Annotated in this window: 21 protein-coding genes; 9 read left to right on the top strand and 12 right to left on the bottom strand. The window is 71.6% G+C overall.

From position 1 onward, the window contains the following. Nucleotides 1-90: 90 nt before the first annotated feature. The 4 genes from ACGF4F_RS22935 to ACGF4F_RS22920 form a co-directional block, all read right to left on the bottom strand. A complete protein-coding gene (locus tag ACGF4F_RS22935) occupies nucleotides 91-1,350 on the bottom strand; it encodes a molybdopterin molybdotransferase MoeA (RefSeq protein ID WP_393080088.1) in 1,260 nt (419 codons plus the stop codon). 31 nt (nucleotides 1,351-1,381) lie between these two features. Further along, nucleotides 1,382-1,852, bottom strand: a complete 471-nt coding sequence (locus tag ACGF4F_RS22930; protein WP_393080084.1) for a molybdenum cofactor biosynthesis protein B — start codon at nucleotides 1,850-1,852, stop codon at nucleotides 1,382-1,384. Continuing rightward, nucleotides 1,849-2,340, bottom strand: coding sequence for a cyclic pyranopterin monophosphate synthase MoaC (moaC, locus tag ACGF4F_RS22925; protein WP_393080081.1), 492 nt, complete (start codon nucleotides 2,338-2,340; stop codon nucleotides 1,849-1,851). Before moaC ends, ACGF4F_RS22930 begins: the two co-directional genes overlap by 4 nt. Nucleotides 2,341-2,593: 253 nt before the next feature. Beyond that, nucleotides 2,594-5,494, bottom strand: coding sequence for a BTAD domain-containing putative transcriptional regulator (locus ACGF4F_RS22920; protein WP_393080247.1), 2,901 nt, complete (start codon nucleotides 5,492-5,494; stop codon nucleotides 2,594-2,596). A 681-nt stretch (nucleotides 5,495-6,175) separates the two neighbouring features. Between ACGF4F_RS22920 and ACGF4F_RS22915 the strand changes: the two genes are divergently transcribed. The 5 genes from ACGF4F_RS22915 to ACGF4F_RS22895 all read left to right on the top strand — a co-directional run bounded on the left by ACGF4F_RS22915 (nucleotide 6,176) and on the right by ACGF4F_RS22895 (nucleotide 12,018). Then, nucleotides 6,176-8,728 carry a putative bifunctional diguanylate cyclase/phosphodiesterase gene (locus ACGF4F_RS22915; protein WP_393080078.1) on the top strand — a complete coding sequence of 851 codons (2,553 nt, stop codon included), beginning with the start codon at nucleotides 6,176-6,178 and terminating at the stop codon, nucleotides 8,726-8,728. Between the two features lie 116 nt (nucleotides 8,729-8,844). After that, complete coding sequence (locus ACGF4F_RS22910; RefSeq protein ID WP_393080075.1) at nucleotides 8,845-10,182, top strand: glycosyltransferase 87 family protein; 1,338 nt, start codon at nucleotides 8,845-8,847, stop codon at nucleotides 10,180-10,182. 10 nt (nucleotides 10,183-10,192) lie between these two features. Further along, on the top strand, nucleotides 10,193-10,825 hold the full coding sequence (locus tag ACGF4F_RS22905; RefSeq protein WP_357434397.1) for a phosphoribosyltransferase family protein: 633 nt from the start codon (nucleotides 10,193-10,195) through the stop codon (nucleotides 10,823-10,825). A 23-nt stretch (nucleotides 10,826-10,848) separates the two neighbouring features. Continuing rightward, nucleotides 10,849-11,229, top strand: coding sequence for a zf-TFIIB domain-containing protein (locus ACGF4F_RS22900; protein ID WP_357434398.1), 381 nt, complete (start codon nucleotides 10,849-10,851; stop codon nucleotides 11,227-11,229). Nucleotides 11,230-11,322: 93 nt separating this feature from the next. Then, nucleotides 11,323-12,018, top strand: coding sequence for a maleylpyruvate isomerase N-terminal domain-containing protein (locus tag ACGF4F_RS22895; RefSeq protein WP_393080071.1), 696 nt, complete (start codon nucleotides 11,323-11,325; stop codon nucleotides 12,016-12,018). Nucleotides 12,019-12,033: 15 nt separating this feature from the next. Here the strand turns inward: ACGF4F_RS22895 and dnaB are convergent, their stop codons facing one another. Next, complete coding sequence (gene dnaB / locus ACGF4F_RS22890; RefSeq protein WP_073836995.1) at nucleotides 12,034-13,437, bottom strand: replicative DNA helicase; 1,404 nt, start codon at nucleotides 13,435-13,437, stop codon at nucleotides 12,034-12,036. A 393-nt stretch (nucleotides 13,438-13,830) separates the two neighbouring features. Here dnaB and ACGF4F_RS22885 point away from each other — a divergent pair, with 393 nt between their 5' ends. Further along, entirely contained in the window at nucleotides 13,831-15,126 is a 1,296-nt protein-coding gene (locus tag ACGF4F_RS22885; RefSeq protein WP_393080067.1) for a hypothetical protein, read from the top strand. Nucleotides 15,127-15,267: 141 nt separating this feature from the next. Here ACGF4F_RS22885 and rplI read toward each other — a convergent pair whose 3' ends face one another. From rplI to rpsF, 4 genes are all read right to left on the bottom strand, one after another. Then, the gene (rplI, locus tag ACGF4F_RS22880; protein ID WP_357434401.1) at nucleotides 15,268-15,714 is read right to left on the bottom strand and encodes a 50S ribosomal protein L9; all 447 of its coding nucleotides are present in this window, start codon (nucleotides 15,712-15,714) and stop codon (nucleotides 15,268-15,270) included. Nucleotides 15,715-15,728: 14 nt separating this feature from the next. Then, complete coding sequence (gene rpsR / locus ACGF4F_RS22875; RefSeq protein ID WP_013289355.1) at nucleotides 15,729-15,968, bottom strand: 30S ribosomal protein S18; 240 nt, start codon at nucleotides 15,966-15,968, stop codon at nucleotides 15,729-15,731. A gap of 41 nt (nucleotides 15,969-16,009) precedes the next feature. After that, on the bottom strand, nucleotides 16,010-16,537 hold the full coding sequence (locus ACGF4F_RS22870; protein ID WP_198940427.1) for a single-stranded DNA-binding protein: 528 nt from the start codon (nucleotides 16,535-16,537) through the stop codon (nucleotides 16,010-16,012). A gap of 78 nt (nucleotides 16,538-16,615) precedes the next feature. After that, on the bottom strand, nucleotides 16,616-16,906 hold the full coding sequence (gene rpsF, locus ACGF4F_RS22865) for a 30S ribosomal protein S6 (protein ID WP_073836992.1): 291 nt from the start codon (nucleotides 16,904-16,906) through the stop codon (nucleotides 16,616-16,618). Between the two features lie 671 nt (nucleotides 16,907-17,577). Between rpsF and ACGF4F_RS22860 the strand changes: the two genes are divergently transcribed. Further along, the gene (locus ACGF4F_RS22860) at nucleotides 17,578-18,360 is read left to right on the top strand and encodes a deoxyribonuclease IV (RefSeq protein WP_393080060.1); all 783 of its coding nucleotides are present in this window, start codon (nucleotides 17,578-17,580) and stop codon (nucleotides 18,358-18,360) included. Beyond that, nucleotides 18,357-20,540, top strand: coding sequence for a hypothetical protein (locus ACGF4F_RS22855; RefSeq protein WP_393080057.1), 2,184 nt, complete (start codon nucleotides 18,357-18,359; stop codon nucleotides 20,538-20,540). The genes ACGF4F_RS22860 and ACGF4F_RS22855 overlap by 4 nt, the downstream gene beginning before the upstream one ends. 166 nt (nucleotides 20,541-20,706) lie before the next feature. Here ACGF4F_RS22855 and ACGF4F_RS22850 read toward each other — a convergent pair whose 3' ends face one another. The 3 genes from ACGF4F_RS22850 to ACGF4F_RS22840 all read right to left on the bottom strand — a co-directional run bounded on the left by ACGF4F_RS22850 (nucleotide 20,707) and on the right by ACGF4F_RS22840 (nucleotide 25,867). Next, the gene (locus ACGF4F_RS22850; protein WP_393080054.1) at nucleotides 20,707-22,239 is read right to left on the bottom strand and encodes a glycosyltransferase family 87 protein; all 1,533 of its coding nucleotides are present in this window, start codon (nucleotides 22,237-22,239) and stop codon (nucleotides 20,707-20,709) included. Nucleotides 22,240-22,358: 119 nt separating this feature from the next. After that, a complete protein-coding gene (locus ACGF4F_RS22845) occupies nucleotides 22,359-25,208 on the bottom strand; it encodes a transglycosylase domain-containing protein (protein WP_393080051.1) in 2,850 nt (949 codons plus the stop codon). A gap of 194 nt (nucleotides 25,209-25,402) precedes the next feature. Then, nucleotides 25,403-25,867, bottom strand: a complete 465-nt coding sequence (locus ACGF4F_RS22840) for a DUF5318 domain-containing protein (protein ID WP_393080048.1) — start codon at nucleotides 25,865-25,867, stop codon at nucleotides 25,403-25,405. Between the two features lie 174 nt (nucleotides 25,868-26,041). Here ACGF4F_RS22840 and ACGF4F_RS22835 point away from each other — a divergent pair, with 174 nt between their 5' ends. Further along, a complete protein-coding gene (locus ACGF4F_RS22835; protein ID WP_393080045.1) occupies nucleotides 26,042-26,680 on the top strand; it encodes a PadR family transcriptional regulator in 639 nt (212 codons plus the stop codon). Nucleotide 26,681 lies beyond the last annotated feature (1 nt).

The following is a 26,681-nucleotide window of genomic DNA, read 5'->3' as shown; positions in this document are numbered from 1 at the left end:
GCGACTGCGGGGCTCGCAACCCCGGCTCAAACGCGCATTCCGGCTCGGCCGCGTCCCACGCGAGCCGCCCCGGAACGCGCGTCCTCGCGCTCACCATGACCGCTCCCCGGGGGTCAACGGCAGCGGTACGAGCGGCACCCGGTCGCCGGCCTCGCCGCTGGTACCCGGGCGGATCACCGCGAAGCCGTCCGCCCCGGCCAGCCCGCGCAGCATCGCCGAGCCGACGTGGCGCAGCGGGCGGGCGGTGCCGGCCGCCCGGTCCCAGCGGACCAGGGCCAGGTGGGTGTAGTCGCCCCGGCCGTGGATCGGCTCGGCGAGGGTGACCTGCGGCAACACCGGCATCGGCCGACCCTGCAGGCCGGCGAGCAGCGGGGCGACCAGCGAGACCAGCGCGACCACGGCCGACTGCGGGTTGCCCGGCAAGCCCGCCACGAACCGGACCCGCCCGTCGTCGCCCACCAACCGGGCCAGCAGCATCGGGAACCCCGGGCGCACCGCCACCGTGTTGACCACGTAGTCCGCGCCGAGCTCCGCCAGCGCCGGGTGCAGGTGGTCGACCGGACCGTGCATGGTCCCGCCGGTGGTGCAGACCAGGTCGGCGTCGGCCAGCGCGCCGCGCAGCGCCGCCACGTGGGCGGGGAGGGTGTCGGCCACCGGGCCGACCACGTCGGCCGCCCGCACCTGGCAGCCGTACCGGCGCAGCCAGGCGGGCACCGCCGGGCCGAGGGCGTCGCGGACCCGGCCGGCGCCCGGCGGGCCGGTGGTCAGCAGTTCGTCGCCGAACACCAGCAGCGCCGCCCGCGGCGGGCGGCGGACCCGCAGCGTGTCGTGACCGCAGGAGGCGGCCAGCCCGATCAGCGCCGGGTCGACCGGGGTGCCGGCGGGCAGCAGCTCCTCCCCGGCGTACGCCTCCTCGCCCGGCTCCCGCCACTCGGGGGCCGGACGCGGTGTGCCGGCCACCCGACCGTCCGCCGTCCGGGTCGACTCCTCGATCCGCAGGATCGCGGCGGCCCCCGCCGGGACCATCGCGCCGGTGGCGATCTCGACGGTGGTGCCGTCGGTGGCCAGCGGGGGCGGGGTGTGCCCGGCGAGCACGCGGCCGACCACCTGCCACGGCCCGTCCCCCCGCACCGCCCAGCCATCCACGCTGGAGGTGGGGAACGCCGGCAGGTCGGTACGGGTGGTCAGCGGCTCGGCGAGGGTGTGGCCGTCGGCGTCGGCGAGTGGCCGGTCGACCGCGGGGAGCGCGGCGGCGAGGCCCATCTCGTACACCCGGGAGCGGGCCTCCTCCCACCCGGCTGGCGGCGGCGCAGCGACCTGGGCCGCCGTAGCTGCGGTTTCCGTGCTCATTCGGCGAGCCTATCGCCGGCCGGGTGCCTCGTCAGTGGTCGCCGTTGCTCAGTTGGTCGACAGCATGCCGGAGAATCGGGCCGAGCACGGCCAGCCCGTCCTTCGCCCCACCCCGGGAGCCGGGCAGGTTGATCACCAGCATCCGGCCCGCCACGCCGGCCAGCCCCCGGGAGAGGGCCGCGGTGGGCACGGTGTCGCGGCTGTAGGCACGGATGGCCTCGGCGATCCCGGGAACCTCGTAGTCAAGCAGGGCCCGGGTCACCTCGGGAGTCCGGTCGGTCGAGGTGATGCCGGTGCCGCCACTGGTCAACACCACGTCGATGCCCTCGTCGCGGGCGGCCCGCAGCGCGGCCCCCACCGGCTCGCCGTCCGGCACCACCACCGGCTCGTCGACCTCGCAGCCCAGCTCGCGCAGGCCGGCGACGAGCACCGGGCCGCTGGTGTCCGCATACACCCCGGCGGCGGCCCGGTTGGAGGCGACGATCACCCGGGCCCGGATCACGGCCGGTCCTCCGGTCGGACCCACTCGCCGGTCTTGCCGCCCTCCTTGCGCAGGACGCGTACCGCTTCCACGGAGGCCGCCGGGTCGACGGCCTTGACCATGTCGACCAGGGCGAGCCCGGCGACCGCCACCGCGGTGAGCGCCTCCATCTCCACGCCCGTCCGGTCGGCGGTCTTCGCGGTCGCGGTGATCTCGACGGTCTCGGTGGTGAGCCGCAGGTCGACGGTGACGCCGTGCAGGGCGATCGGATGACAGAGCGGGATCAGGTCGGGGGTCCGCTTCGCCCCCATGATCCCGGCCAGCCGGCCCACCGCCAGCGCGTCGCCCTTGGGCAGGCCGTCCCGGCGCAGCAGCTCCACCACCTCGGACGTGGTGCGGAGCCGGCCGGCGGCGACCGCGAGCCGGCCGGAGACCGGCTTGGCGGAGACGTCGACCATCCGGGCCGCGCCGGCCGGATCGACGTGGGTGAGCTGCGCGGGATCGGTCACGGCCGCGAGCCTATCCTCCGGGTACGACCAGCCGGCGGAACCGTCGGTGGGGAGGAGCGCCGTGCCGAGCGTGCCGATCGCGCCGCACCGCGCTCCTCCCTCAGCCACCCACCGTCCAGTCGCTGGGGGGAACCTGACGGCGGGCGTCCCGTCGACCGGGTCCGCCGCTGGCTGGACCACCCCCGTTCGGTCGACACGCGGAGGACGGTAGCGGGCGCCGCGATAAGAAATCGATAAGTCGGACCGCGCCTGGTCAGGAAGCACCTTCGGCCAGCCGCCGGCGGATCTCGTGCCGTTCGGGGACACCCATCCGTTCGAAGATGGCCAGCGCGCGCCGCCAGAATCGACGCGCCTCGGCCGGATCGACGGTGACCAGGTGCTCGGCAAGTCCGTTGAGCGCCCGACCCTGCTCGTAGGGATGCGCGATGCGGGTGGCGATGCCCAGCGCCTCCCGGTACATCGCCGCCGATTCCTCGAGGCGCCCCATCGCCCGGAGCGTCATGGCCAGTTCGTTGCGCGCCTCGGCTTGCACGTGGCGTTCGCCCGAGTTGGCGGCGGATTCGATAGCCGCCTGGTGGCCCCGCATGGCTTCGTCGTAGCGACCGAGCTGCCGGTACGTGCCGGCGAGGTCGCTGAGCACCTCGGCCCTGCCGAACCCGTTCCCCTTGCGGTCCCGGAGCGCCAGGGAGGCGCGGAGCAGGCGCTCCGCCTGCACACACTCACCCAGGCGGTAGCGCACCCCGCCCAGATGGCCGAGCGCGTTCGCCACGTGGAAATAGTCCCGTCGGGTCCCGGCGAGGTAGAGGTGCAGCCGGTTCAGCGCCATGGACTCCTCGTACCTGCCGAGGAATCTCAGCGTCAGGCCAAGGTTCGGCAGCACCGGAAGACTGTCCAGGACACCTGCCCGCAGCGTCGACCTGGTGATCTCCAGGGACTCCTGAAGCCGGCCAGTGAGCCAGTGGACGACCCCCAGGTTCACCCGCGCCCGGTTCGTGCCCTCGATATCGCCGAGCTCGGCTCGGATCGACACGGCCTCGTTCAAGTGCGCCAACGCCTCCTGGTACGCGCCGGTGCGCACACAGGCCGAGGCGAGGTAGTTGTGCATGAGAGCGACCGCAGGCCGGTCGCCGGACCTACGCGCTGCGATCAGCCCTTCCCGATGGGTCGCGGTGATGTCGTCGTAATAGCCCCGCGTGTAGAAGAACCTCCAGGCTGCCCGGGCCAGCCGCCACGCCAGCCCGTCGTGGCCCTCCTGCCCGGCCTGCCGGACCAGGGCGCCCAGGTTGAGTCGCTGCTCCTCCAACCATTCCAGGTCGCCGGGCAGTCGGACGGAGAGAAGGTCGGGGCGTAGGGGGCTGGTCAGGCGAAGATGCTGACTGACCAGGCGCTGCTCGTCAATCGGCGCGGAGACCTTCACCACCGAATGCACGAGGTGGTCCAGAAGACTCTCCATCGCCGTTCTTCGAGTCGTTTCCGAATCCGCCTGCAGGCTCAACTCGAAGGCGTACTGCCGCATCAGGTCATGGAGGCGGTAGCGTCCGTCGGCGATCTCCTCCATCAGGTGGCGGTCGACCAGTTCGTCCACCAGTTCGACGGCCTCGTCCAGCGGAACGTCCGTGAGGGCGCCGATCATCGCGATGTCGAGATGGCTCCCGGCAGCCAGTCCAAACGATCTGAAGACTCTCTTCGCCGGGTCGCTGAGCGGCTCGTACGACTCGGCGAAGGCTTCGACCACGGTCCGGTCCTCGGCCTGCAACTGCGGCAGAAAGGCCGGCTTGCCGACGAGCCGGCGAACCATGTCGGACATGCTCCAGGCCGGCCGGTGTGAGAGTCGCGTACCGGCCAACCTGATGGCCAGCGGCAGGCGACCGCAGATGCGTACCAGGTTCATCGCGCCCTCGACGTCGGCCTTCACCCGATGCTCACCGACCAGTGCTCTGAGCAGACTCAGCGCTTCGGGCTCGGCGAGCACCGGAAGGGACACCGGAGGCCGTGCCGTGAGAGCCAGCAGGCGGCGTCGGCTGGTCACGAAGACCACACAACCGCCGGCGGTGGGTAGCAGCGCCTCGACCTGAGCGCTGTCAGCCGCGTTGTCCAGGATCACCACGACTCTGCGGAGCGCCAGTTCCCGCCGCCACATCTCCATCCGGTCCGACAGTTCGCCGGGTATCCGGCCGGCCGGCACGCCCAACTGCCGGAGCAGGACGACCAGCGCCGCGGCGGGTTGAACCGACGCACCCTCTGAGTGCCCCCGCAGGTCGATGAACAACTGCCCGTCCGGATAGCGGTCGGCGAGGCGGGCGGCCAGGTGTACGGCGAGGGTCGTCTTCCCGCAGCCAGCCATCCCGTCGACCAGCCGAATCACCGGAGCTGCCTCGTCCCCGGCGGCGATCTCGGCGAGCATCCGCTCGACGATCTCCGTGCGGCCGACGAAGTCCGGCACGACCCGGGGCAGCCAGTTGGTGTGCCGGCCCTGGTCGTCGGAACGCCCGGCCGCCTCCGATCCGGGAAACCAGCCCGCCTTGTGAACCGTTCGCCGGGTGTCGACCACCTGTCGCCGAAGCTGTTCCAGCTCGGCACCGGGCCGGACGCCCAACTGGTCGGCGAGAGCGTCGCGGGTGGCCTGAAAGACGGAGAGGGCACCGCTGAGATCGTCGGTCTGGATGAGGGCTCGCATGAGCAGGGCCTGTGCAGGCTCGCGTATGGGCTGCTGGGACGTATGGGAGCGGAGGAGGGGGACCGCGAGGTCGGCGCGACCGGTCCGCAGGTGGAGGTCGGCCAGGAGCTCGACGGCGGACTGCCGTTCGCGCTCGACGACCTCTCGGGCCGCGAGCAGGGAGGGGCCGAGTGGCAGCCCGGCGAAGAGCGGACCCTGCCACGCTTCGAGCACAGCGCTGAGCAGAGCCGCCGCCGACACCAGATCACCGGCGTCGGCCACCTCTCGGGCGTGGAGCCACTGCGCCGACAGGCGAATCAGATCGACCCTGCGCTCGTCCGTCCGGAGGCGGTATCCGCCCTGTTCGCGGACGACGGTCGCGTACCCGCCCGGAGCGGATCCGAGGGCGCGTCGAAGATTGGCTGCGTAGGTGCGCACATTGGGAACGGCAGAACGTGGCGGCTCCTCGGGCCAGAGTTCGTCCACCAACTCGTCCATGGTTACCAGCCGGCCGGCACGCAGGGCGAGCATCGCGAGGACCAGTCGCTGCTTCGGCGTCCCGAGTTGGAGGCGCTGTCCCTCGAGTCGTACTGCGAGACCACCCAGGACTCGAATTTCCACGAGGGCCGACTCCGGTTTGATTGCGCTTCAACTGATCGCACTGGGATTTTAGCGACGAATGTCGAAGGCCGATGACCCCGTGACGCACATTCGTGAGACGGCGACGGCAACCGGGGACCTCACCGATCGTGGTCCCGGAAACGCCATCCGAAGTGAGGTTGAAAAGTGTGCAGACACTGAGGACGCTTGCAGTCAGGATGCGACTTCCAGCAAGCGATTGCGCTGGGCGACCGGCCGGGCACGTGCGGGATCGAGGTCACTTCGCTCCGCACAGCACCGATGGACAGAACGTCATATAGCACCACAGTGTTGGCTAATATTGCGCATACCGACATTTATGCCTTCTGAACCGGCGCATCTCACTCCTAAGCTGCTTTCCCAGGGTTTAAGACCCATCGAACGTTGTGAAAGACAGTCGGAAGGAGTCGGGCGATGCGCGGCAGCGAGTGGCACTGAAACTCGAGACTTCACGCAGGAAATCTCGCACGGTAGGCTCCGGGCATCAGACGTGTTGGTTGATGCCGCTACGGGCTTCAGCCATTCAGCCAACGGAGCTGGATGAGCCACACCGACGGACGACGTGTTGTTGAGACCGATCGGCACCTTGTGGCGCTCGTCGGTCTCATCGTCGCTTTCGCCTCAGCCGCGGCTGCCACCGCTCTGATCTTCTTGGTGCGGCAGCCTCCCCACTCGGTCAGGGATGTCGCGACGCTCGTCACGCTGATCTTCATGATCGCCGTCGGGGGGATCGTCAAGACCTCGGTCCGGATACGGTCGACGACGCTTGCCATCGCCTGGGTCGAGACGGCCATCGTCATCGGGGTCGCGATCGCGCCGGCTCCCTGGGTCATTCTCGGCACCGCCGTGGGTGTGGCCGCGTCCTCGGCCATACTGCGCCTGCCGGCGATCAAGACCGCCTTTGGCATCGGCAAGAACGTACTCATCGCGGCGGCGGCCGTGACGGTGGCCCGGTTCCTCGACTGGCCCTGGCCGTCCCCGTCGATCAGCGACCTGATCGGCACACTCGGTATCGTCTACCTGGTCGCGGCGCTCCTCGACGACCTGCTCGCCATGCCGGTCATCGCCCTGGCTTCCGGCACCCGGATCTCGCAGCAGTTCCGCAGCGACCTCGATCTGCGGATCGCCGGATTCGCGGTCCGGTTCGTGGTGGCGGTCTGCACCCTGCTCATCCTCCAGGCCGACCCACGGCTGCTGCTCGCCGTGCCGCCGCTGGTGCTCAGCCTGCACCTGGCGTACTCCACCCGGATCCGTGCGCGCACCGAGCAGCAGGCCTGGCAGCGACTCGCCCGGACCACCGACGCGCTCAACGTGGTGGACCTCGACCAGGTGCTGACCACCGCGGTAACCCAGGCCGCTGAGCTCTTCTCCGCCGACGAGGTCGAGATCGAGCTGCACGAGGGGCGACGCACGGTCCGGGGTGGGACCGGCGGCATCGCGTACGACGGGGAGATTCCCGAGCCCAGCGGGGTGGACGGCAGGGTCATCCCGGTCGCGCTGGAGGGGCACGACCATGTGGCCGACCTCGGTGTGCTGCGACTCCGGTTCGCCGGGCCCGTCGAGCTCTCCGAGCGGGAGCAGTACACCCTGCGTACCTTCGCCTCCGCGCTCTGCACCGCGGTCCGCAACGCCCAGGCGTACGCCGAGTTGGCCCGGATCGCCGAGGAGCACGCGTACGCCGCCACCCACGATGCCCTGACCGGGCTCTCCAACCGGCGCCACCTGCTCGATGAGGGCACCGATCAGCTCACCACCCGGCACGCGGAGGGCGTCACCGCGCTGGTCCTGATCGACCTCAACCACTTCAAGGAGGTCAACGACACCCTCGGGCACGGCGCCGGTGACCGGGTGCTGATGCAGGTCGCCGACCGGCTGCGCAGCGCGGCCCGCCCGGGCGACCTGGTGGCCCGGCTCGGCGGCGACGAGTTCGCCGTGCTGCTGCGCGGGCTGCCCGCTCCGGCGGTGGCCGCGCACCGGGCCGAGGCGCTGCTGGCCGCCCTGCACGAGCCGCTCGACCTGGACGGCATGCGGATCAGCGTGGAGGCCAGCGGCGGCATCGCGGTCGCCCCGGCAAATGGCGGGATGCCCGAGCTGCTGCGTCGCGCCGACGTGGCGATGTACCAGGCGAAGCGGGCCGGCCAGCGGATCTCCACGTACGCCCCGACCCGGGACACCGCGGACCTTGGCCGGCTCACCCTTGGCGGCGAACTCTCCCGCGCGGTGGCCGACCACGAGTTCACCGTCAACTTCCAGCCGATCGTGGACCTGGGCAGCGGCGAGGTGATCGGTGCGGAGGCACTGGCCCGCTGGCACCACCCGACGCACGGCATGATCGACCCGCTGCGCTTCATCGAGGCGGTGGAACGCTCCGGGCTGCTGCCCGCGTTCGCCGAGGCGATCCTCGACCAAGCGCTGATCGCGGCCGGCAGCTGGCGGGCCGCCGGCTTCGACCTGCCCGTCTCGGTGAACGTGTCACCCCGCAGCCTCCTCGACGCCCGCTTCCCGGGGGCGGTCCTGGCCCGGCTGCGGGCGCACGACCTGCCCCCGGACCGGCTGGTGCTGGAGCTGACCGAGACCCTGACGCTCAGCCAGCTCGACGTGGTGGACCGGGTGCTCAGCCGGCTGCGCGACTCCGGCGTACGGCTGGCCCTCGACGACTTCGGCACCGGCTACTCCTCGCTGTCGCTGCTGTCCCGCATCCCGGTGCACGAGTTGAAGATCGACCGCAGCTTCGTCACCGCCATGGAGAGTTCGGCCGAGGCCGCGGCCGTGATCCGCTCCACCCTCGACCTGGGCCGCAGCCTCGACCTGACCGTGGTGGCCGAGGGCGTGGAGAGCGAGCCGCAGCGGCGGGCGCTCTGGGAGTTGGGGTGCGCCGCCGGCCAGGGCCATCTTTTCGCCCGGCCGCTGCCGGCCGGAGCGCTGCTCGCCGCCCTCCAGCGGGGGGCGGGCGGCCGACCGGGCAGCCTCGTGGCGCCGCTGCACGACGCGGGTGCGGTGATCCGCCTGCCGGGTCGCCGTACCGGCCGGGGGCGCGCCGCCACGTCGGCGTCCGCTGCCGGCCAGACCGCCGACGAGTCCAGCCACCACTGATCCCCCGGCGTAATCCGCCAGCTCTTGGCGGTACGCGGAACCCACCGCCGCCGGCCGGCCCTGCGACGAGGAGCACGACCCGGGCGCCGGGGCGCCCGTCTGCCAGACTGGGCCGCGTGATCGTCGACCCCGATCGAAGCTTCCGTCGCTGGCGGGCCGTGGACTCCGCCGCCGGCGGGCTCGCCCTCGACCTGGGCCTCTACGCCGTCTCGGCGGTCTTCGCCGGGGTCACCGCCGCCACGTCCACCCTGCTCCCGCACCGGGCCTGGGGCACGTTCGCCGCCGTCGGCTACCTGGTGGCCGCGCTCGCCGTGGCCGGTCAACTCCTCGCCCGGCGGCACCGCTGCGACGCACCGCTCACCGGACTCGGCGCCCGCTGGGCGGTCACCGGGTTCGCCTGGGCCACCACCGCGCTGCTGCCGGTCGTGGCGCAGAGCATCCAGCGGGCGGCCGGGCGTACCGACCGGGCGCAGGAGGAGGTGGTCGTGGTCGAGCACGCCGGCGCCCGGCTGGCCGAGCACGGCACCCCCTACCTGGGGCACGACGCGATCGCCGCGCTACCTCCGGCGGAGCAACTGCTCGGCTACACCCCATACCAGCCGGGCATGGCGCTGTTCGGGCTGCCCCGGGCCGCCGTCGACGCCTGGTGGACCGACGCGCGGGTCTGGTTCGCCCTGGTCACCGCCGGTGTGCTGGCCCTCGCGGTGGCCACGCTGCGCAGCCGGCCCGCCCCGGCCGCGCCGCGCCGCCACGCCGCGCTGCTCCGGGCCGTCCAGGCGGCCACGGTGCTGCCGGTCTGCGCGCTCACCCTGGCGACCGGCGGCGACGACCTGCCCGTACTCGCGCTCTGCCTGCTCGGGCTGGCCTTCGCCGCCGCCGAGCGGCCCGGTCGGGCCGGCCTGGCGGTCGGCGCGGCGGGCGCCCTGAAACTCTTTGCCTGGCCGGTCGCGCTCGTGCTTATCTGCTGGGCTGCCACCCGTCGGGCCGGCCTCCGCACCGCCCTCGGTGCCCTCGGGCTGCCGGCGCTCGCACTGGTCCCCGCCCTGCTGGTCGACCGTGACGCGCTGGTGGAGAACGTGCTGCGCTTCCCGCTCGGGCACGGGCTGGTGACCAGTCCCGCGCAGTCCCCGTTCCCCGGCCACCTGATCGCCACCGCGCTGCCCGCCGGCCGGATCGTCGCCGCCGCGCTGCTGGTCGCGGCCGGGGCGGCGATCGCCGTCCGGCTCCTCCGCCGGCCACCGCACACCGCCGCCGCCATCGCGCTGATCTGCGGGTACGGACTGCTCGCGGCGATCCTGCTGATGCCCTCGACCCGTTTCGGCTACCTGCTCTACCCGGTCGCCCTGCTGGTCTGGGCCCCCGCGCTGGCACTCCCGGAAGCTGCGGTACGCCCGGAGGCGCCCGCCGGGGCCGCTTCCGCCAACTCCCGGACGCGGCCGGTCGGCAGGGCGTAAACCTGAGGACATGACCACCTATCGCGATCGAGCCGAGGCGGGCCGCATGCTCGCCGACAAGCTCACCGACCTCGCCGGGCGGCCGGGGGTCGTCGTGCTCGGGCTGGTACGCGGCGGCGTGGAGGTCGCCCGGGTGATCGCCGAACGGCTCGGCGTGCCCCTCGACGTGCTGGTGGTCCGCAAGCTCGGCGTGCCGTTCGCACCCGAGGTGGCATACGGTGCGCTCGGCCCCGGCGGCGTGCAGGTCCTCAACGAGATGGTCGCGAACCGGCTCAGCGAGGTCGACAAAGCCGAGGTCCGGCAGCGGGAACAGGCTGAACTGGAGCGCCGCGAGGGCCTGTACCGGGCCGGCAGGCCGCCGCTCGACCTCACCGGGCGAACGGCGGTCATCGCCGACGACGGGCTGGCCACCGGCGCCACCGCCCGCGCCGCCGTGCAGGTCGCCCGCCACATCGGTGCGGCCCGGGTCGTCGTGGCCGTGCCGGTGGGCTCCCGGGAGGCGTACGAGATGCTGGCCGGCGAGGCCGACCAGGTGGTCATTCTGGAGACGCCGCCCGACTTCATGGCGGTCGGCGCGTACTACGAGGACTTCCACGAGGTCTCCGACAACGAGGTGACGGAAACGCTGAAGGCCACCGCGTGAGGTCACCGGGTACCGTCGGTGCCATGCAGCTCACCTGTCCCAAATGTCATGGCGAAATGCGCCAGTACGAGCGCAGCGGAGTGATCATCGACCAGTGCGGCGAGTGCCGGGGCATCTTCCTCGACCGCGGCGAGCTCGAGAAGCTGTTCGAGGCCGAGGCGAACTGGAACCAGCAGCACAGCCCCCAGCCGGCCGCCCCGGCCGCCGGCGGCTACGCCCCGCCGCCCCCACCGCCACCCGCCGCAGCCCCGCACCAGCCCGGCTACGGCGCCGTCCCGCCCCCTCCGCCGCCGCCCGGCCACGGCTACGCGCAGCCCGCGTACGGCCACGGCCAGCACCACGGCTACCACGGCCACTACCGCCGCAAGAAGCGCCACGGCTTCCTCGGCGAGCTCTTCGACTGACCGGTGCCCGGCAGGGCCGGGGCGCATCCCGGCCCGCCGCGCGGCACCTCCGTCGAGGTGCCGCGCGGCGTTTCGTGTGCGACGCTCACCCCCATGAAGCCCACCGGGCAGCACATCGCCCTGGCGCAGGCCTACGACGGCATCACCCGAGTGGTCGCCGATCTCGACGACGCCGACCTGCAACGACCGACCCGCTGCCGGGGATGGCTCGTCGCCGACCTGCTCTTCCACATCCTGTGCGACGCCCAGCGGGCCCTGGTCGCGCTCGCCAGCCCCGCCGACCGCCCGGCCGACGTGGACGACGTCAGCTACTGGCGCGCGTTCACCCCGGGAGGCGGCGACGAGGCCAGCGTGCGGCACGCCTGGTGGGTCCGCCGCTCGGCCGCCGCCTTCGACCGGCCCAGCGGGGTGGTGCGGCTCTGGTGCGACACCGCCCCCGCCGCCGTCCGCGCGGCCGGCGCGGCCGTGCACGGCGCTGATCCGCACGCCTGCGTCACCACCCAGGGCCAGGTGATCGCCGTACCCGATCTGCTGGCCACCCTCACCACGGAGGCCGTCGTCCACCACCTCGACCTGGTGGTCGATCTGCCGGACGCACCGCCACCCGGCGCCGCCGCCGTCAGCGTCGCGGTGACCACCGTCGACGGCCTGCTCAGCGACGACGCGGTCCGGCCGACCGGCTGGGACGACCGGGAGTATCTGCTCAAGGCCACCGGCCGGATCCCGCTCACCGACCGCGACCGGCGGGACCTGGGCGAGTCCGCCGGCTGGTTCCCGCTGCTCGGCTGAACGCGGCGGGACGGGTCAGACGATGGCCATGTCGACGAAGCGGGACAGGTGCAGCTGGGCCGCGACCGTCACAGTGTCGGTGGGGCCATTCCTGTGTTTGGCAACGATGAAGTCGGCTTCCCCGGCCCGCGGCGACTCCTTGTCGTAGTAGTCGTCGCGATGCAGCAGGATGACCACGTCCGCATCTTGCTCAATTGATCCCGATTCACGCAGATCGGACAATTGGGGCCGCTTGTCGGTGCGCTGCTCGGGGCCACGGTTCAGCTGGCTCACCGCGATCACCGGGCACTCGACCTCCTTGGCCAGCAGCTTGAGGCCACGGGAAAGGTCGGCCACCTCCTGCTGCCGGCTCTCGGTGCGCTTGGGCGAGGTCATCAGCTGGAGGTAGTCGACCACGATCAGCTTGAGGTCGTGCTTCTGCTTGAGCCGCCGCGCCTTGGCCCGGATCTCCATCAGGTTCATGCTCGGCGTGTCGTCTACGAAGAGCGGCGCCTCACTGATCTCGCCCATGCAGCGGGCCAGCTTGGTCCAGTCGTCGTCGGAGAGCTGGCCGCTGCGCAGCACGTGCAGCGGCACGCGCGCCTCGGCCGAGAGGAGTCGCATGACGATCTCGACCTTGCTCATTTCCAGCGAGAAGATCGCCGACGCATGGTTGGAGCGAATGGAGGCATTTCGGGCAAAATCCATACTTGCCGTCGACTTGCCCAAACCGGGCCTACCGGCCACGATGATGAGTTGGCCCGGGTGCAGGCCGTTCAACAGCCGGTCGAGGTCGCTGAAGCCGGTCGGCACCCCGGTCATCACGCCGCCCTGGGCACCCACGGCCTCGATCTCGTCCAGCGTCGGCTGGAGCATGTCGGCCAGGATGGCGAAATCCTCGCTGACCCGCTTCTCGGTCACCTCGTAGACCGCCTGCTGGGCGAGGTCGACGATGTCGTCGACGTCCCGGCTGCCGCCCTGGCCGGTGCCGTACCCGAGCTGGACGATCTTGGTGCCGGCCTCGACCAGCCGACGCAGCACCGCGCGCTCGCCGACGATGCGCGCGTAGTAGGCGGCGTTGGCGGCGGTGGGCACGCTGGCGATCAGCGTGTGCAGGTAGGGCGCGCCGCCGATCCGGGCCAGGTCGCCGGAGTCGGCCAGGGCGGCGGCGACGGTGATCGGGTCGGCCGGCTCGCCCCGGCCGTAGATGTCGAGGATCGCGTCGAAGATGGTGGCGTGCACCGGGCGGTAGAAGTCGTTGGACTTCAGGATCTCCACGACATCGGCGATGGCGTCCTTGGAGAGCAGCATGCCGCCGAGGACGCACTGCTCAGCGGCCACGTCCTGGGGCGGGGTCTTCTCGAACTGCGCGTCCCGTTGTGCCTGTGCGGGCGGCGGCCCCCCGGTCCGCTCCGTCCGCGCGTCGTCGGTGACCGACACGGGTCCCCCCTCGCTGCGTCGGATCGAGTCCAGCTCTACCGCCGGGGTATGACATCTCCGACGACCCTCCGGTCGATCGGGGGCCACCGCCCGGACGGTCGGGGGACCACGATACGGAACCCGAGGTCAGACCCTCAACAATGCCGGTGGACGAGCCTCGGGACAACCTGTGGACGCCCGGGGACGGACATGTGCGCAGCGTGTGCACAGGGTGTGGACAAGTGCTGGAGAATCCTGGCTCGACCGCCTCTGACCTGCGGTTCTGCAATCCACAGCCTGTGGACGACAGATTTCCGGTCGGGCCTGGGCACCGTTCGTCCCGTACCATCACCGCGAACGGCTACACCTGGGCAGCTGATTGCATTTTGGTTGAGAAGGGGTCACGCTCCGGCCGTGAGACACCGGGACTGGGGAGGCGGGGAGGGCAGCCCGCGCGAGCGCCAGCCGATCTCCCCGTGGGACGAGCCCGCCGAGTCGTTCCCGGTCGCCTCCAGCTCGGCGTCGTACGCGCCCGAGCGCTACCGCACCCCGAGCCGCCGCGCCATCGAGCGCGGCCAGCAGGAGCCGGTGGACACGTACCTTCCGCAATGGGCGGTGGAGTCGGGCGTCCGCCGGGCGGACGGCAGGGGTCGGCACGCCGCGCCCGACGACGATGAAGACGTCGAGCCGCCGTACCCGGATGGTGGCTGGCGGCCGGACGTCGGATGGCGCCGGGAGGCTGCCCGGCGCGGGCTGCCGGCCGGCGACGCCGGCCCAGCCGGCGAGCACACCGCCGAGTGGACCCTGGACACCCCGCAGGAGCAGGGGTACGTCGGGAGCCGACGGGCCGAGTCCACCGAGGACGAGCCGGGGTCCGGGCCGGCCGTGCGGAGCCGGCCGCGCCGCGCGCAGTCGCGCCGGCCGCCGGTGACCCGGTCGGGCCTGGAGGACAGCACCGCCTCGGGCGGGCAGGAGGACCGGTCGGATGCCGGGCGGAGCCGGCGGGGGGCCTCGGAGTCCTGGTCCCGGCCGGCGGTGGACCCGTGGGAGCGGGGCCGGTCGGCCGAGCCTGATCCGGTGGCGCCGCCGATGGTCGACCCGTGGGACGCCTCGGGTGTGCACGCCTGGGCCCGTTCGGCCACGGGCCGGTGGGACCAGGCGGAGGGCGCCGACCGCTGGGACCGGACGGAGCACACTGGCGAGCAGGACCGGCTCACCGACACCGGCGAGTGGGGCCGGTACGCCGAGGTCGACCACCGGACGATGCCGCCGAAGCCGGTCCGGGAAGGTTGGGCGTCGCCGGAGCAGGCGGAGGGATTCTGGTCGGGGACCCGGCTGGCCGGTGACCTGCTGGATCCGGATCCGGGCGGTCCGGTCCGGTCGCTGGTCTACACCGCCGCCTGTTATCTGGTGCCCGCGCTGCTGGTCTTCGTGGGGCTGCTGTTCCTCGACGGGCAGGCCCCAACGGGGTGCGTCACGGACATCACCGGCGGGGGTTGTGATTCGCCGCGGGCGCACGCGTTCGCCTCGCTGGTCGCGGGTGCGCCGCGGTTCGGGCTGGCGCTGCTGAGCAGCCTGGTCGTCGCGGTGGTGCTGCGCGGTTTCGGGGCGACGTGGCGGTCGGGGGCGGTGGCGCTGGCGGCGGCGGTGGTCGGTGGCGGCCTGTCGACGGTGATGATCAGCGTGGTGACCGGGCAGCCGATCGGCTGATCGGCAACGGCGAAGTCGCCGGACGACGGCTCCAGGTCGCGGCGCGGCGTAAGACGCGCCGCTCTTGCGTTGTCGCAAGGAGCATGCGGAAGGGCCCGCACCGGGAGACCGGTGCGGGCCCTTCCGTCGTGCTGTCCGCTGTCAGCTCGGGGTGACGTTCAGGTTGAACTTGGCGGTCACCTCGGGGTGCAGCTTGATGCTCACCGGGTAGGAGCCGGTCGACTTGATGTGACCGGGCAGTTCCAGCCGGCGGCGGTCCAGGCTCGGACCACCGGCGGCCTTGACGGCCTCGACGACCTCGGCCGGGGTGACCGAGCCGAAGAGCCGGCCGCCGTCGCCGGCGCGGGCCTTCAGGTTGACCTTCAGGCCCTCGATCTGGGCCTTGACCTCGTTGGCGTGGCCGAGGTCGCGGATCTCCCGGGCCGCGCGGGCCCGCTTGATGACCGTGACCTGCTTCTCCGCACCCTTGGTCCAGGCGATCGCGAAGCCCTGCGGCAGCAGGTAGTTACGGCCGTAGCCGTTCTTCACCTCGACGATGTCGCCCGGAGTGCCGAGGCCGGACACCTCCTGAGTCAGGATGATCTTCATGTCCGTGCCTCCTCTCAGCGGGTCGTGGCCGTGTACGGCAGGAGCGCCATCTCGCGGGCGTTCTTGACCGCACGGGCGATCTGCCGCTGCTGCTGCGAGGTAACGCCGGTCACCCGCCGAGCACGGATCTTGCCGCGGTCGGAGATGAACTTGCGCAGCAGCGCGGTGTCCTTGTAATCGATGTAGGTGATCCCGTCCTTGTCGAGCGGGTTCACCTTCTTCTTCGGCTTGCGCAGTGCCGCAGCCTTGGCCATTGCTCTTGCTCCTGGTTTGCGATCGCGGGCGCTCGGCGCCATTAGAACGGGGGCTCCTCGTCGAAGTTTCCGCCGCCCGAACCACCGCGCGAGGGAGCCGGGGCAGCCGAGGCCCAGGGGTCGTCGAAGTTGCCTCCGCCGCCGCCCTGGCCGCCACCACCACCGAAGCCGCCACCGCCACCCGAGCGGGACATCTTCTGCACCTTCGCCGTGGCGTAGCGCAGCGACGGGCCGATCTCGTCGACCTCCAGCTCGATGACGGTGCGCTTCTCACCCTCGCGGGTCTCGTACGACCGCTGACGCAGCCGGCCGGACACGATCACCCGGGCGCCGCGCTGCAGCGACTCGGCGACGTTCTCGGCGGCCTGCCGCCAGACCGTGCACGAGAGGAACAGCGGCTCGCCGTCCTTCCACTCGCCGGACGCCTTGTCCATGAAGCGGGGCGTCGAGGCGACCCGGAACTTGGCGACGGCCGCCCCGGAGGGGGTGAACCGCAACTCGGGGTCATCGGTCAGGTTGCCGATGACCGTGATGGTGGTGTCTCCTGCCATGACCATCTCCTCGCGCACTCATCGTGTTGCCCTACAGGCTCTCAGAGCCCTCCGACACCATCGACGAGGCTTGATCCGGACGTGCCGGGTCGAATGTCAGCGCATCTCCGGCCGGATGACCTTGGTGCGCAGCACGGACTCGTTGAGCCGCAGCTGACGGTCCAGCTCGGCCACCGCCTCAGGCGTCGCCTGGAGGTCGATGACGGCGTAGATGCCCTCGGCCTTCTTGCTGATCTCGTACGCGAGGCGCCGGCGGCCCCACACGTCGGTCTTCTCCACCGAGCCACCCGCGGTCCGGATCACGTTCAGGTACGTGTCGAGCGACGGGGCGACGGTGCGCTCCTCGAGGCTGGGGTCGAGGATCACCATGATCTCGTAATGACGCAAGACGTGCTCACCTCCTGTGGGCTAAGCGGCCACGGTCCTTCCGTGGCAGGAGGTCGTGCGTCGTGGCCCATGACCGGCAGCGGGGGGACCCGGCCGGGCGCGGACAACCGGACCAGGATACCCGGTCCGGACGATCATGCCCGGGCCGGTCGTGCGCGGCGCCCGGGCGCGGCGACAGGGGCCCACCGCCGGCGTCGCGTACCGGTGGTGGGCCCCTGTCCACAGGGCCGCGGGGCGTCCCGTCCGCATTCCTTGGGTGGGACCTGGGGAGGAACGACCACACCGATGAGGTTGGATCGAGGACGCCCCGCGGAGCTTTATCGTGTTGTCATCTGGTCTGACCATACAACGGCTCTCGTCACCTCTTGGGGGAAATGGAGGAATTTGCCCCACCGACCGGATGCTTGGCCGTCGGGTCTGACGAGTCGGAGGATCCCGCCCCGTCGTGCCGGGCCGCACGGCGGGGCGTCCCGTTTCCGGGGGTCTCCCCTGCACCAGTACCCGCTGTGGACCCGGGCCCGGGTGCAGGGTTGACCGTCGATCCCACCTGGAAAACGAGCGCCCGGCCGGCGGGTGACGCCCGGCGCGACGTGCCCGTCACACGCCGCCGTCGGTACGCCGGCCGGCTGCGGTCACCCCGCTCGTCAGGGGCGCGACGTAGGCTGCCCTGCATGCGAATCGGAGCCCACGTCGATCCGTCCGACCCGTTGGCCGAGGCCGCCGCCCGGGACGCCGAGGCCGTGCAGTTCTTCCTCGCCGACCCACAGGGTTGGAAGGCCCCGAAGCCACGGGAGGACGCCGACCGGCTACGTGACGCGGGCGTCGACCTCTACGTCCACGCGCCGTACGTCATCAACGTGGCCACCCTGAACAACCGGATCCGCATCCCCAGCCGCAAGCTGCTCCTCGGCCACGCCACCGCCGCGGCGGCCGTCGGCGCCAAGGGCCTGATCGTGCACGGCGGCCACGTCAACGCCGGCGACGACCTCGCCGCCGGATTCGACAACTGGCGCAAGACCTTCGCGTACGCCGCGGACTCGGGCGGCTTCCCGCTCCCGGTCCTGATCGAGAACACCGCCGGCGGTGAGAACGCCTGCGCCCGTCACCTCGACGCCCTGGCCCGGCTCTGGGACGCCCTCGCCGACTACGAGGTGGGCTTCTGCCTGGACACCTGCCACGCGTACGCCGGGGGTGAGGAACTGCTCGGGCTGGTGGACCGGGTGAAGGCGATCACCGGCCGGATCGACCTGATCCACGCGAACAACTCCAAGGGCGCCTTCAACTCGGGGCAGGACCGGCACGACAACCTGACCGGCGGGACCATCGACCCTGAGCTGGTGGTGGCGGTGATCCGGGCGGCCGGCGCGCCGGTCATCGTGGAGACCCCGGGCGGCGTCGCGGGCCAGGCGGCGGACATCGCCTTCCTGCGGGAGCAGTTGGGCAAGGCGGCATGACCACCGAGCAGTCCGACACCACCGACGGCGGCCGCCCGGCCGGGAGCGACGGTCAGCCGACCGCCGGCGGCAGCGACCCGGACGGCCCCGTCGCGGCGACGCCCGAGCCGGTCATCCGGCAGCCGGGCGCGGACACCGCCACCCCGGCGAAAGAGCCGGCCACGGGTCAAGCCGCCACGTCGACGAAGGAGTTGACCACCGAGCCCGCCACCTCGAAATCCGCCGGCGGCAAGGCGAACGGGACGGCTCAGCCGACCGACGGGAACGGCACCGGAAAGTCCGCCGCGGAGCCGGCCGGAAAGGCTGGCCGCGACGACACCGCCGCCGACGCGTCCGGAAGAGCCGACGCGTCCGGGAAAGCCGACGCGTCCGGAAAGAAGGCCGACGGCAAGTCGGATACGGCGGCCGATCCGTGGTCCGCCTTCGGCCCCGCTCCGGACCCGGTGCTCACCCGGCCCCGCCGGGCGGTCCGCGCGGTGGGCCGCTTCCTGATCCACGAGTGGACCCTGGCCACCGTCGCCTCGCTGGCGGTGGCCGTCCTGATGACCTGGCCCACGCTGCGCTACCCGAACTACACGCTGCCGCAGGACTACTGGGACCCGAGCCTTCAGGCCTGGCAGATGGCCTGGTCCGGGCACATCCTGCTGACCAACCCGGCTCAGCTCTGGCACTCGAACAGCTTCTTCCCCGAGACCTGGAGCTTCGCCTTCTCCGACACACTGCTCGGGTACGCCCCGGCCGGCATGCTCGGTCACGGTCCCGAGGCCGCCGTGCTGCGCTACAACATCATGTTCGTGCTGGCGCACGCGCTCGCCACGCTCGGGGCGTACGCACTGGCCCGGCAGTTGGGCGCGGGCCGGATCGGGGCCGCGGTGGCCGGTGCCGGCTACGCGTACGCCCCGTGGCTGCTCGCCCAGGCCGGGCACCTGCACATCCTCTCGAACGGCGGCATCCCGCTGGCGCTGGCCATGCTCGCCCGGGGCCACGGCTGGTCCCTGCGCTACGGCTACCGTCCGCACCGCCGCCACGCCGGTTGGGCGTTCACCGGCTGGCTGGTGGCGGCATGGCAGCTCAGCCTGGGCTTCGGCATCGGGCTGCCGTTCGCGTACCTGCTGGCCGGCGTCGTGCTGGTCTCGGCCGTGATCTGGTTCGCCCGGCGCTGGGTGGTCGGGCGGGTGAAGCGCCCGTTCGGTTGGCGGCTGCTCCTCGCCGACGCGCTCGGCGGGCTGCTCTTCGCCGCCGTGGGCGCGCTGTTGGCGCTGCCGTACTTCACGGTTGCGCAGCAACACCCGAACGCGGCCCGGACCCTCGCCGACATCGAAATCTACTCGCCGCCGGTGAGCGGCTTCTTCACCGCCCCGGCCGAGTCACGGATCTGGGGTCCGCTGCACGAGGGGGCGCGGGCGGTGCTGCCCTGGCACCCCGAGATGACGCTGCTGCCCGGCTTCGCGCTGTACGCCCTGGCTGCCGGCGGGCTCTTCTTCTCCGTCTGGCGGGTCCGGCACCGGCTCTTCCTGCTCGCCGGGGTGCTGCTGACGATGGTCCTGGCCATGGGCACGCGGTTCTTCGACGGCCGGTTCAGCTACGTGCCGCTGTTCGACTACCTGCCCGGCTGGAACGGGCTGCGGACCCCGGGCCGGATGATGCTCTGGACCACCCTCCTGCTCGGCCTGCTCGCGGCGGGTGCGGTCACCGCGTTCTGCGCCCGGGTACGCGAGGTGGCCGCCGAGCGGGTGCCGCCGTGGCCCGGCCCGTGGCTGCGCCTGGCCACCCTGCTGCCCCTGCTGCTGGTGATCGTGGAAGGGCTGAACGTCACCCCGCACCCGGTCGTGCCGGCGCAGCCGGCGGCGATGCGTACGGTCGACGGCCCGCTGCTGGTCCTACCCAGCAGCCAGAACCTGGACCAGCCGGTGATGCTCTGGTCGACCAGCCGGTTCCAGGAGATGGTCAACGGCGGCAGTGGCTTCACCCCGGACAGCCAGGCCCGGGTCCGCGACGCCGTCGTCAGCTTCCCCGACCAGCCCAGCATCGCCTACCTGCGCGAGCTCGGGGTGAAGAACGTGGTCGTGTTGCCTGGGAAGCTCGCCGGTACGCCGTGGGAGGGGCTTCTCGACCGACCTTCCGACGGGCTGGGGGTGACTCGCACAGAGGTCGGTGACGCTGTCGTCTTCCGCCTCTGAGGTGCTTGTTGCTCGCGGTGGGTTGCGGGGAGCCCAGCCGGCTCCGGGCAGTCAGGCTTGATCCCTCCGCCGGCTGGGCTCCCCGCAAACCTGGCAACGGCAGGCCGTCCGGTACTTGTGTGGGCATGGGGACGACTCGGCTTGGTTCGGTCGTCCTGTCTGCGGGTCAGGCGGTGACGGGCTCGGCGGGACGGTCTGTGGCGGCGGGGCGGTGGCGCCACCGGACGAACCAGGGGGCGTCTTCGGCACCGTTGATGACGCCGCCGTCCGGGTCGTCGGCGTAGGTGGCCCGGACCGCGTCCCGCTCCGGGCGCAGGATGTCGCGGATCACCAGGCCGCAGAGCACCGAGACGGTGATCAGGCGCAGGCTGGCGGCCAGCACGAAGACCCCCTCGGGGAAGACCGGTCGACTGGTCGCCGCGCCGAGCAGCTCGCCGTAGAAGGCGGCGAAGTAGCAGACCTCGGCGACCTGCCAGGCCAGGAACGCGCCCCAGCGCGGCCGGGCGAGCACCGCGAGCGGGAGCAACCAGAGCACGAACTGCTGTGACCACACCTTGCTGAAGATCAGGAAGGCGGCGACCACCAGGAAGGCGAGCTGGGCGAGCCGGGGCCGGCGCGGGGCGAACAACGCCAGCGCGGCCACGCCGAGGCACGCCAGACCGAACAGCAGGTACGACACCCAGTTGAGGGTGGCGATGTGGGCGTTCAGCCACTCGAATGGTCCGAGGTCACCGGGCGCGGCCGGGCTCACCTTGCCGTCCAGGTACCGGCCGATGTACCAGAGGGTGCCCCAGTCGATCGGCCGGGTGGTGTTCAGCTCGAAGAAGCGCCCCCAGTTCTCCCGGTAGGGAATCGCCACCGGCAGGTTCACCAACACCACCGTCACCGCAGCGGTGATGACGGACAGGAGGGCGGCTCGGGCCCGGCCGGCGCGGATCGCGAGCGCCAGGATCGGCCCGAGGAGGAACAGCGGCCACAGCTTCGCCGCGCCGCCGAGGCCGATCAGCGCCCCGGCCAGGACGGCCAGCAGGGCACCGCCCAATCCGGGTCTGGTACGCGCCCAGGCCAGCAGCCCGAACGCGGCCAGCCCGATGGCGAGCAGGTCCCAGTTGACGGTGGCGGTGAGCAGCAGCGCGGGGGCGAGCGCGAACATCGCCGCGTCCCACGGCCGTCGTCGGCGCAGCCGGAGGATGACCGCCACGGTGGCGACCGCGAGGACGCTGAGCACCAGCGCGTTGAGGTTGTAGAACCACCGCCCCTGGTTGATGCTCGGGTTGTCCACACCGAGGGCGTGCACCGGCAGCCCGAGCGCGCCCATGAAGTAGCCGGTCAGCACCGGGTATTCCACCGGGTGGTCGGCGTAGGGCACCTTGCCCTCGTTGAGCCCTTCGGCGTAGTACAGGGCGAGCACATCCGTGTAGCACATCCGGGTGTACTGCGTGTTGTTCTGCCAGGCGCCGTCCTGGCAGGGCGACTTCTGCACCCAGTGCAGCGCCAGCGTCAGGCAGACCAGGGCCAGCACGATCCGGGCGGCGGTCCAGAACCGTCGCTCGCCGCCCGCCGGCCGGTCCAGGGCGGCGGCATGGTCGCCCAGCGGGCCGCCGATCAGTTCCGAGGTGCCCCGCACGAAGCCATCCGAGCGGGACGGATGGTCGGCAGTCCCGGTGTCGTCGATGCCTGCCGTCGACTGGGTGCTCATGGAGAGGCATCCTGCCGTACGTCGGGCCTTCGCGTCCCGCCGCGACCACAGATTTCCGGTGCCCGGATACGCCGACGGCGGCCGGACCAGTGGTCCGGCCGCCGCCGTGGGTGCTGCGGTCAGTAGGTCTGCCGTGGAGGTGTGCTCGGCAGGATGCCGCCGCCTCCTCCACCACCACCGCCGTTGCCGGGTCCGGGTCCGGGTCCGGGCGGGAAGCTCGGGAAGCCACCGCCGTTGTTGCCGCCGCCGTTGTTCCCGCCGCCGTTGTTGCCACCACCGTTGTTGCCACCACCGTTGTCCGGGCAGAACAGGCCGAGCGGGTTGTCACAGCCCGCCGGGGGCGGGGGCGGGGGCGGTGCCTCGCCGTTGCCGGTGTCGTCCTTGCCGACGTGCGCGGCGGGCGGGAAGTCCTTCTTCTCCTTGCCCTTGAGCGCGTCGTTCATGAACCGCTGGAAGATGGCACCGGGCATGCCCTTACCGCTGATGTTGGCCCCGCCCTTGGTCTTGATCGCCTTCCGATCCTTAACGTTGCCTACCCAGACGGCGGTGGCGAGCTGGGGCGTGTACCCGATCATCCATGCGTCGCCGTTCGCGGTCGTCTTGGAGTTCAATTCCCAGGTACCGGTCTTCTCGGCGGCCTTCCGGCCGTCGGCGAGCCGGCGGTTCACCTTGCCGGGGTACTGCTCCAGCACCGAGGTCACGTCGGCGACGATGTTCTGAGGAATCCGCTGCACGCCCTTCTTGCTTGGGCCTGGGAGGATGCGCCACTTGCCGGTCTGGTCCTGCTTCTCCACCTTCTTAATGAAGTGCGCCTTGTGATAGACGCCCTGGTTGGCGAAGGTGGCGACGCCGTTGGCGTGGTCCAGCACCGTGATCGGGTACTGGCCGTAGCCGACGACGTGGAAGAACGGATCCGGGGCCAGGTCCTTCGGGTCCGCCTTGGTGAGGTCGTGCGCCTTCGCCGGGTTGGTGTCGGTCTGCCACATCATCGTGACGCCGGCCTTCTTGGCCATGTCGACGACCTTGTCCGGGCCGATCTGCTCGGTGATGTAGTAGAACGGCACGTTCAGCGACTTCAACGTCGACTCCTCGAGGGTGCAGGAGTCGCCGCACTGGACCTTGTCGGCACCGGCGTTGCTGACCTTGAACTCCATGTCCTTCGGGGTGAACGCCGTGCCCTTCCATCGCGACTTGAGGGAGATGCCCGCATCGAGCGCCGCCGCGAGGGTGTAGATCTTGAAGCTCGATCCCGGCGAATGGCCACCGCTGATCACGCCGCCGTCTTCGTTCTTGCCGGCGTAGTCGGTGCCGGTGCCGTCGTCACCGCCGTAGTAGGCGCGCACCTCGCCGCTCTGGGGGTCGATCGACACCAGGGCGGCCATCAGGTTGTCCGGCTGGCCATCGAGCTCCGACCCCTTCTTGGCCCGCTGGGCCGCATCGAGGGCGGCCTCCTGCATCTTCGGGTCGATGGTCGTCGTGATCCGGAAGCCGCCCTTCGACAACGCCTGGCTGCAGAGCGGCTTGTCCAGAGTGGCGGCGGCCTCGTCGTCGGTGCAGAGCTTGAGGTCACGCAGCTCGCTCTTGACGTAGTTGACGATGTTGCCGTTCGGGGTCTTGCCCACGTTGGTCAGCCCGCTGGCGTTCTTCGGCTTCGGCTTTATCGCCTTGAGCGGGTACTCGGTGGGGTGCGGCTGCTTGGTGGGCGCGTCGAGCCACTTCTCGGCGATCATGCCCTGGATGACGTAGTCCCACCGGTCCTTCGCGGCCTGCAGGTTGTCTGCCGGGTCATAGCCCCGGTGGGTGGCAGTCGGCTCGGGCTGCTTGATCAGCGCGGCGAGCACCGCGCCCTCCGCCACGGTCAGCTTCGACACGTCCTTGCCGAAGTAGGTCTGCGCCGCCGCCTGGATACCGTACGCGCCCCGGCCGAAGTAGATCACGTTCAGGTAGTGCTGCATGATCTCCGGCTTGGAGTACCGGTCGTTCAGCTTCGAGGCGAGGATCGCCTCCTTCACCTTGCGCGCGTACGTGTCCTGGTTGAGGTTGTCGAACGCGTTGCGGGCGTACTGCTGGGTGATGGTCGAGGCACCCTGCTTGTCACCGCCGGTGAGGTTGTTCCAGGCGGCCCGCGCGATGCCCTTGTAGTCCACCCCGGAGTGCCGGTAGAAGTTCCGGTCCTCCGCCGCGGCCACCGCGTTCTGCACGTATTCCGGGACGTCCTTGATGTTGACGAAGGTGCGGTTCTCCGCCCCCACTCGGGCCATCTGCGACCCGTTGCTGTAAAGGATCGTGGTGGACAACGGCGGGGGCGTGTCCTGGGGCAGGATCACGTTCTGCGAGTAGTAGGTGAAGCCGACGACGCCGATGCCGGCGAGCATGATGAAGACGGCGAAGCTGGCGATCAGCAGGTTGATCCGCCGGCGCTTCTTCGCCCGGGCCACCGCGCCCGGGTCGTCACCGCGACCCCCGCGACCGCCCCGGCCAGGGCCGGTCGGGCCGCCCGGCCCACCCGGACCGCCGCCCGCCATGCCGGGCACACCGGCCCGGGCCACGGTGGCCCGGCCACCGACGGATGCCGAGCCGACGCTCGCCCGGCCGGCCGTACCCACGCTGGCCGCACCGACCGAGGCGCGCCCCGCCGGACCGGCGGGGGACACCGGCACCGAGGCGCGGCCGGAGCCGGCCCGCCCGGAGGCGCCGCCGGGAGCCGGCGAGACGGGCACCGAGGCGCGGCCCGCGCCGGCCTGGCCCATCGAGGCCGAGGCGCCGCGCGGCGCCGGGGCGACGCCGCCGACGGAGGCGCGCCCGCCGGACGCAGCGCCCCGGGGCGTCACCGAGGCACGGGCCGAGGCATTGCCTTCGGACCCGGATGACCAGCCGTTCCCGTGTGGGCCACCGCCGTAGTCGGGGTCACCGCCCGGGCCCGGGATCTGGGCCCGCCCACGCGAAGAACTGGAATCGCCGTAGTTCATTCCTCACACCCTGCCGCTCGCGGTGGGGCGCGAAGGCGCCGCCACCCGGTTGCCGTGAGCTGGAACACGAGACGCTACACCCCGGGCTTGCCGGGGCGCAGCCGTCGAATCCGACCTAATCGGACCAATCAGACCTAAAAGCTGTCGGTCGTCCCGCCCGGGGATCGGGCCGGATACGACCGGACCAGCCAAGTTCACCGTTGCGCCTCTCGCCTTCGACGAGGGGTGGAGCCGGTCGGCGCGGCCGAGCCGCTCACCGCTCCCTGCTCCGACCCGTCCTCCGCGCCGCCGGCCAGCCCGTCCCGGCCGAGCAGGAACTGCTCGACGAGATGGTTCCAGTCGCAGCCGGGGCACACCTCCACCACAAAAACCTGGAACTCACGCAGCGTCATCGCCAGCAGCGACAACTCGGCTCGGCTGCGCGCCTGGCCGGCGGACTGCTTGAGTTCGTCGCCGTAAATGTAGTGGACGTGGATGAGGTTCTCGCTGCGACAGATCGGGCAGCGCTCCTCGGTGGGCTCGCCGTGGAACCGGGCAGCGTTTTTCAGGTACGGCGAGGCGTCGCAGACGTCGTACGTGCCGATCCGGTTGGCGAGGAGGTCACGCAGCACCGCTCGCTTCCGGAGCGAGTAGTCGACGACCTGGCGCTGCGTACGCATGCGGCAAAGGGTACGCGACCCCGCCGGGCGAGGCGACCGCCGTCACGATCCGTGACGACAGGACCGCGTAAACGAGGGTTTGCCCTGATCATTCGTCTCCGCTAACGTGCGATGTATCGGTCCGATACATCGCGGCGGTTACGACTCCGCGCCGGGGGTAAGAAGGGGTGGCCCATGCTCGAGTTCGCCATCCTCGGCCTCCTGCAGGAGGCTCCGATGCACGGCTATGAGCTGCGCAAGGAGTTGGCCGCCAAGCTCGGCGCCATCCGGGCGGCGATCAGCTACGGCTCGCTCTACCCGACCCTGCGCCGGTTGCAGGCGGCGGGCTGGATCACCGAGGCCGCCGAGACACCCGCGACCGCCGAGGAGGTTCCCGCGCTGACCAGCCGACGTGGTCGGGTGGTCTACACCATTACCGCGGAGGGCAAGGAACGGTTCGCCCAGCTCATAGCGCAGGCTGGACCCGAGACGTATGACGACACGGGCTTCGGCGTGCACTTCGCGTTCTTCGCCCGGACCGACCAGGCCACCCGGCTCCGGATCCTGGAAGGTCGCCGTCGCAAGATCGAGGAGCGTCGCGAAGGCCTTCGTGACGTGCTCGGCCGGGCAGCCGAGCGGCTCGACGCGTACACCCTGGAGCTGCAGCGTCACGGCCTGGAGGCCTGTGAGCGCGAGGTCCGCTGGCTGGAGGAGCTCATCGCCAACGAGCGCTCCGGCCGAGCCCCGACGGTCCCGAAAGCCGGGACGGCCGGCGGCCGACGAGAAAACGACAGCCCGCCCCCGCCTGGCGAGTCCAGGAAAGAGCGGCCGTGAT

It is taken from the genome of Micromonospora sp. NPDC047740, from assembly GCF_043204735.1.
In the GTDB taxonomy this organism is placed as follows: Bacteria; Actinomycetota; Actinomycetes; order Mycobacteriales; family Micromonosporaceae; genus Micromonospora.
The sequence above is the reverse complement of the archived record's forward strand: the minus strand, read 5'-3'. Positions and strand labels throughout refer to the sequence as shown.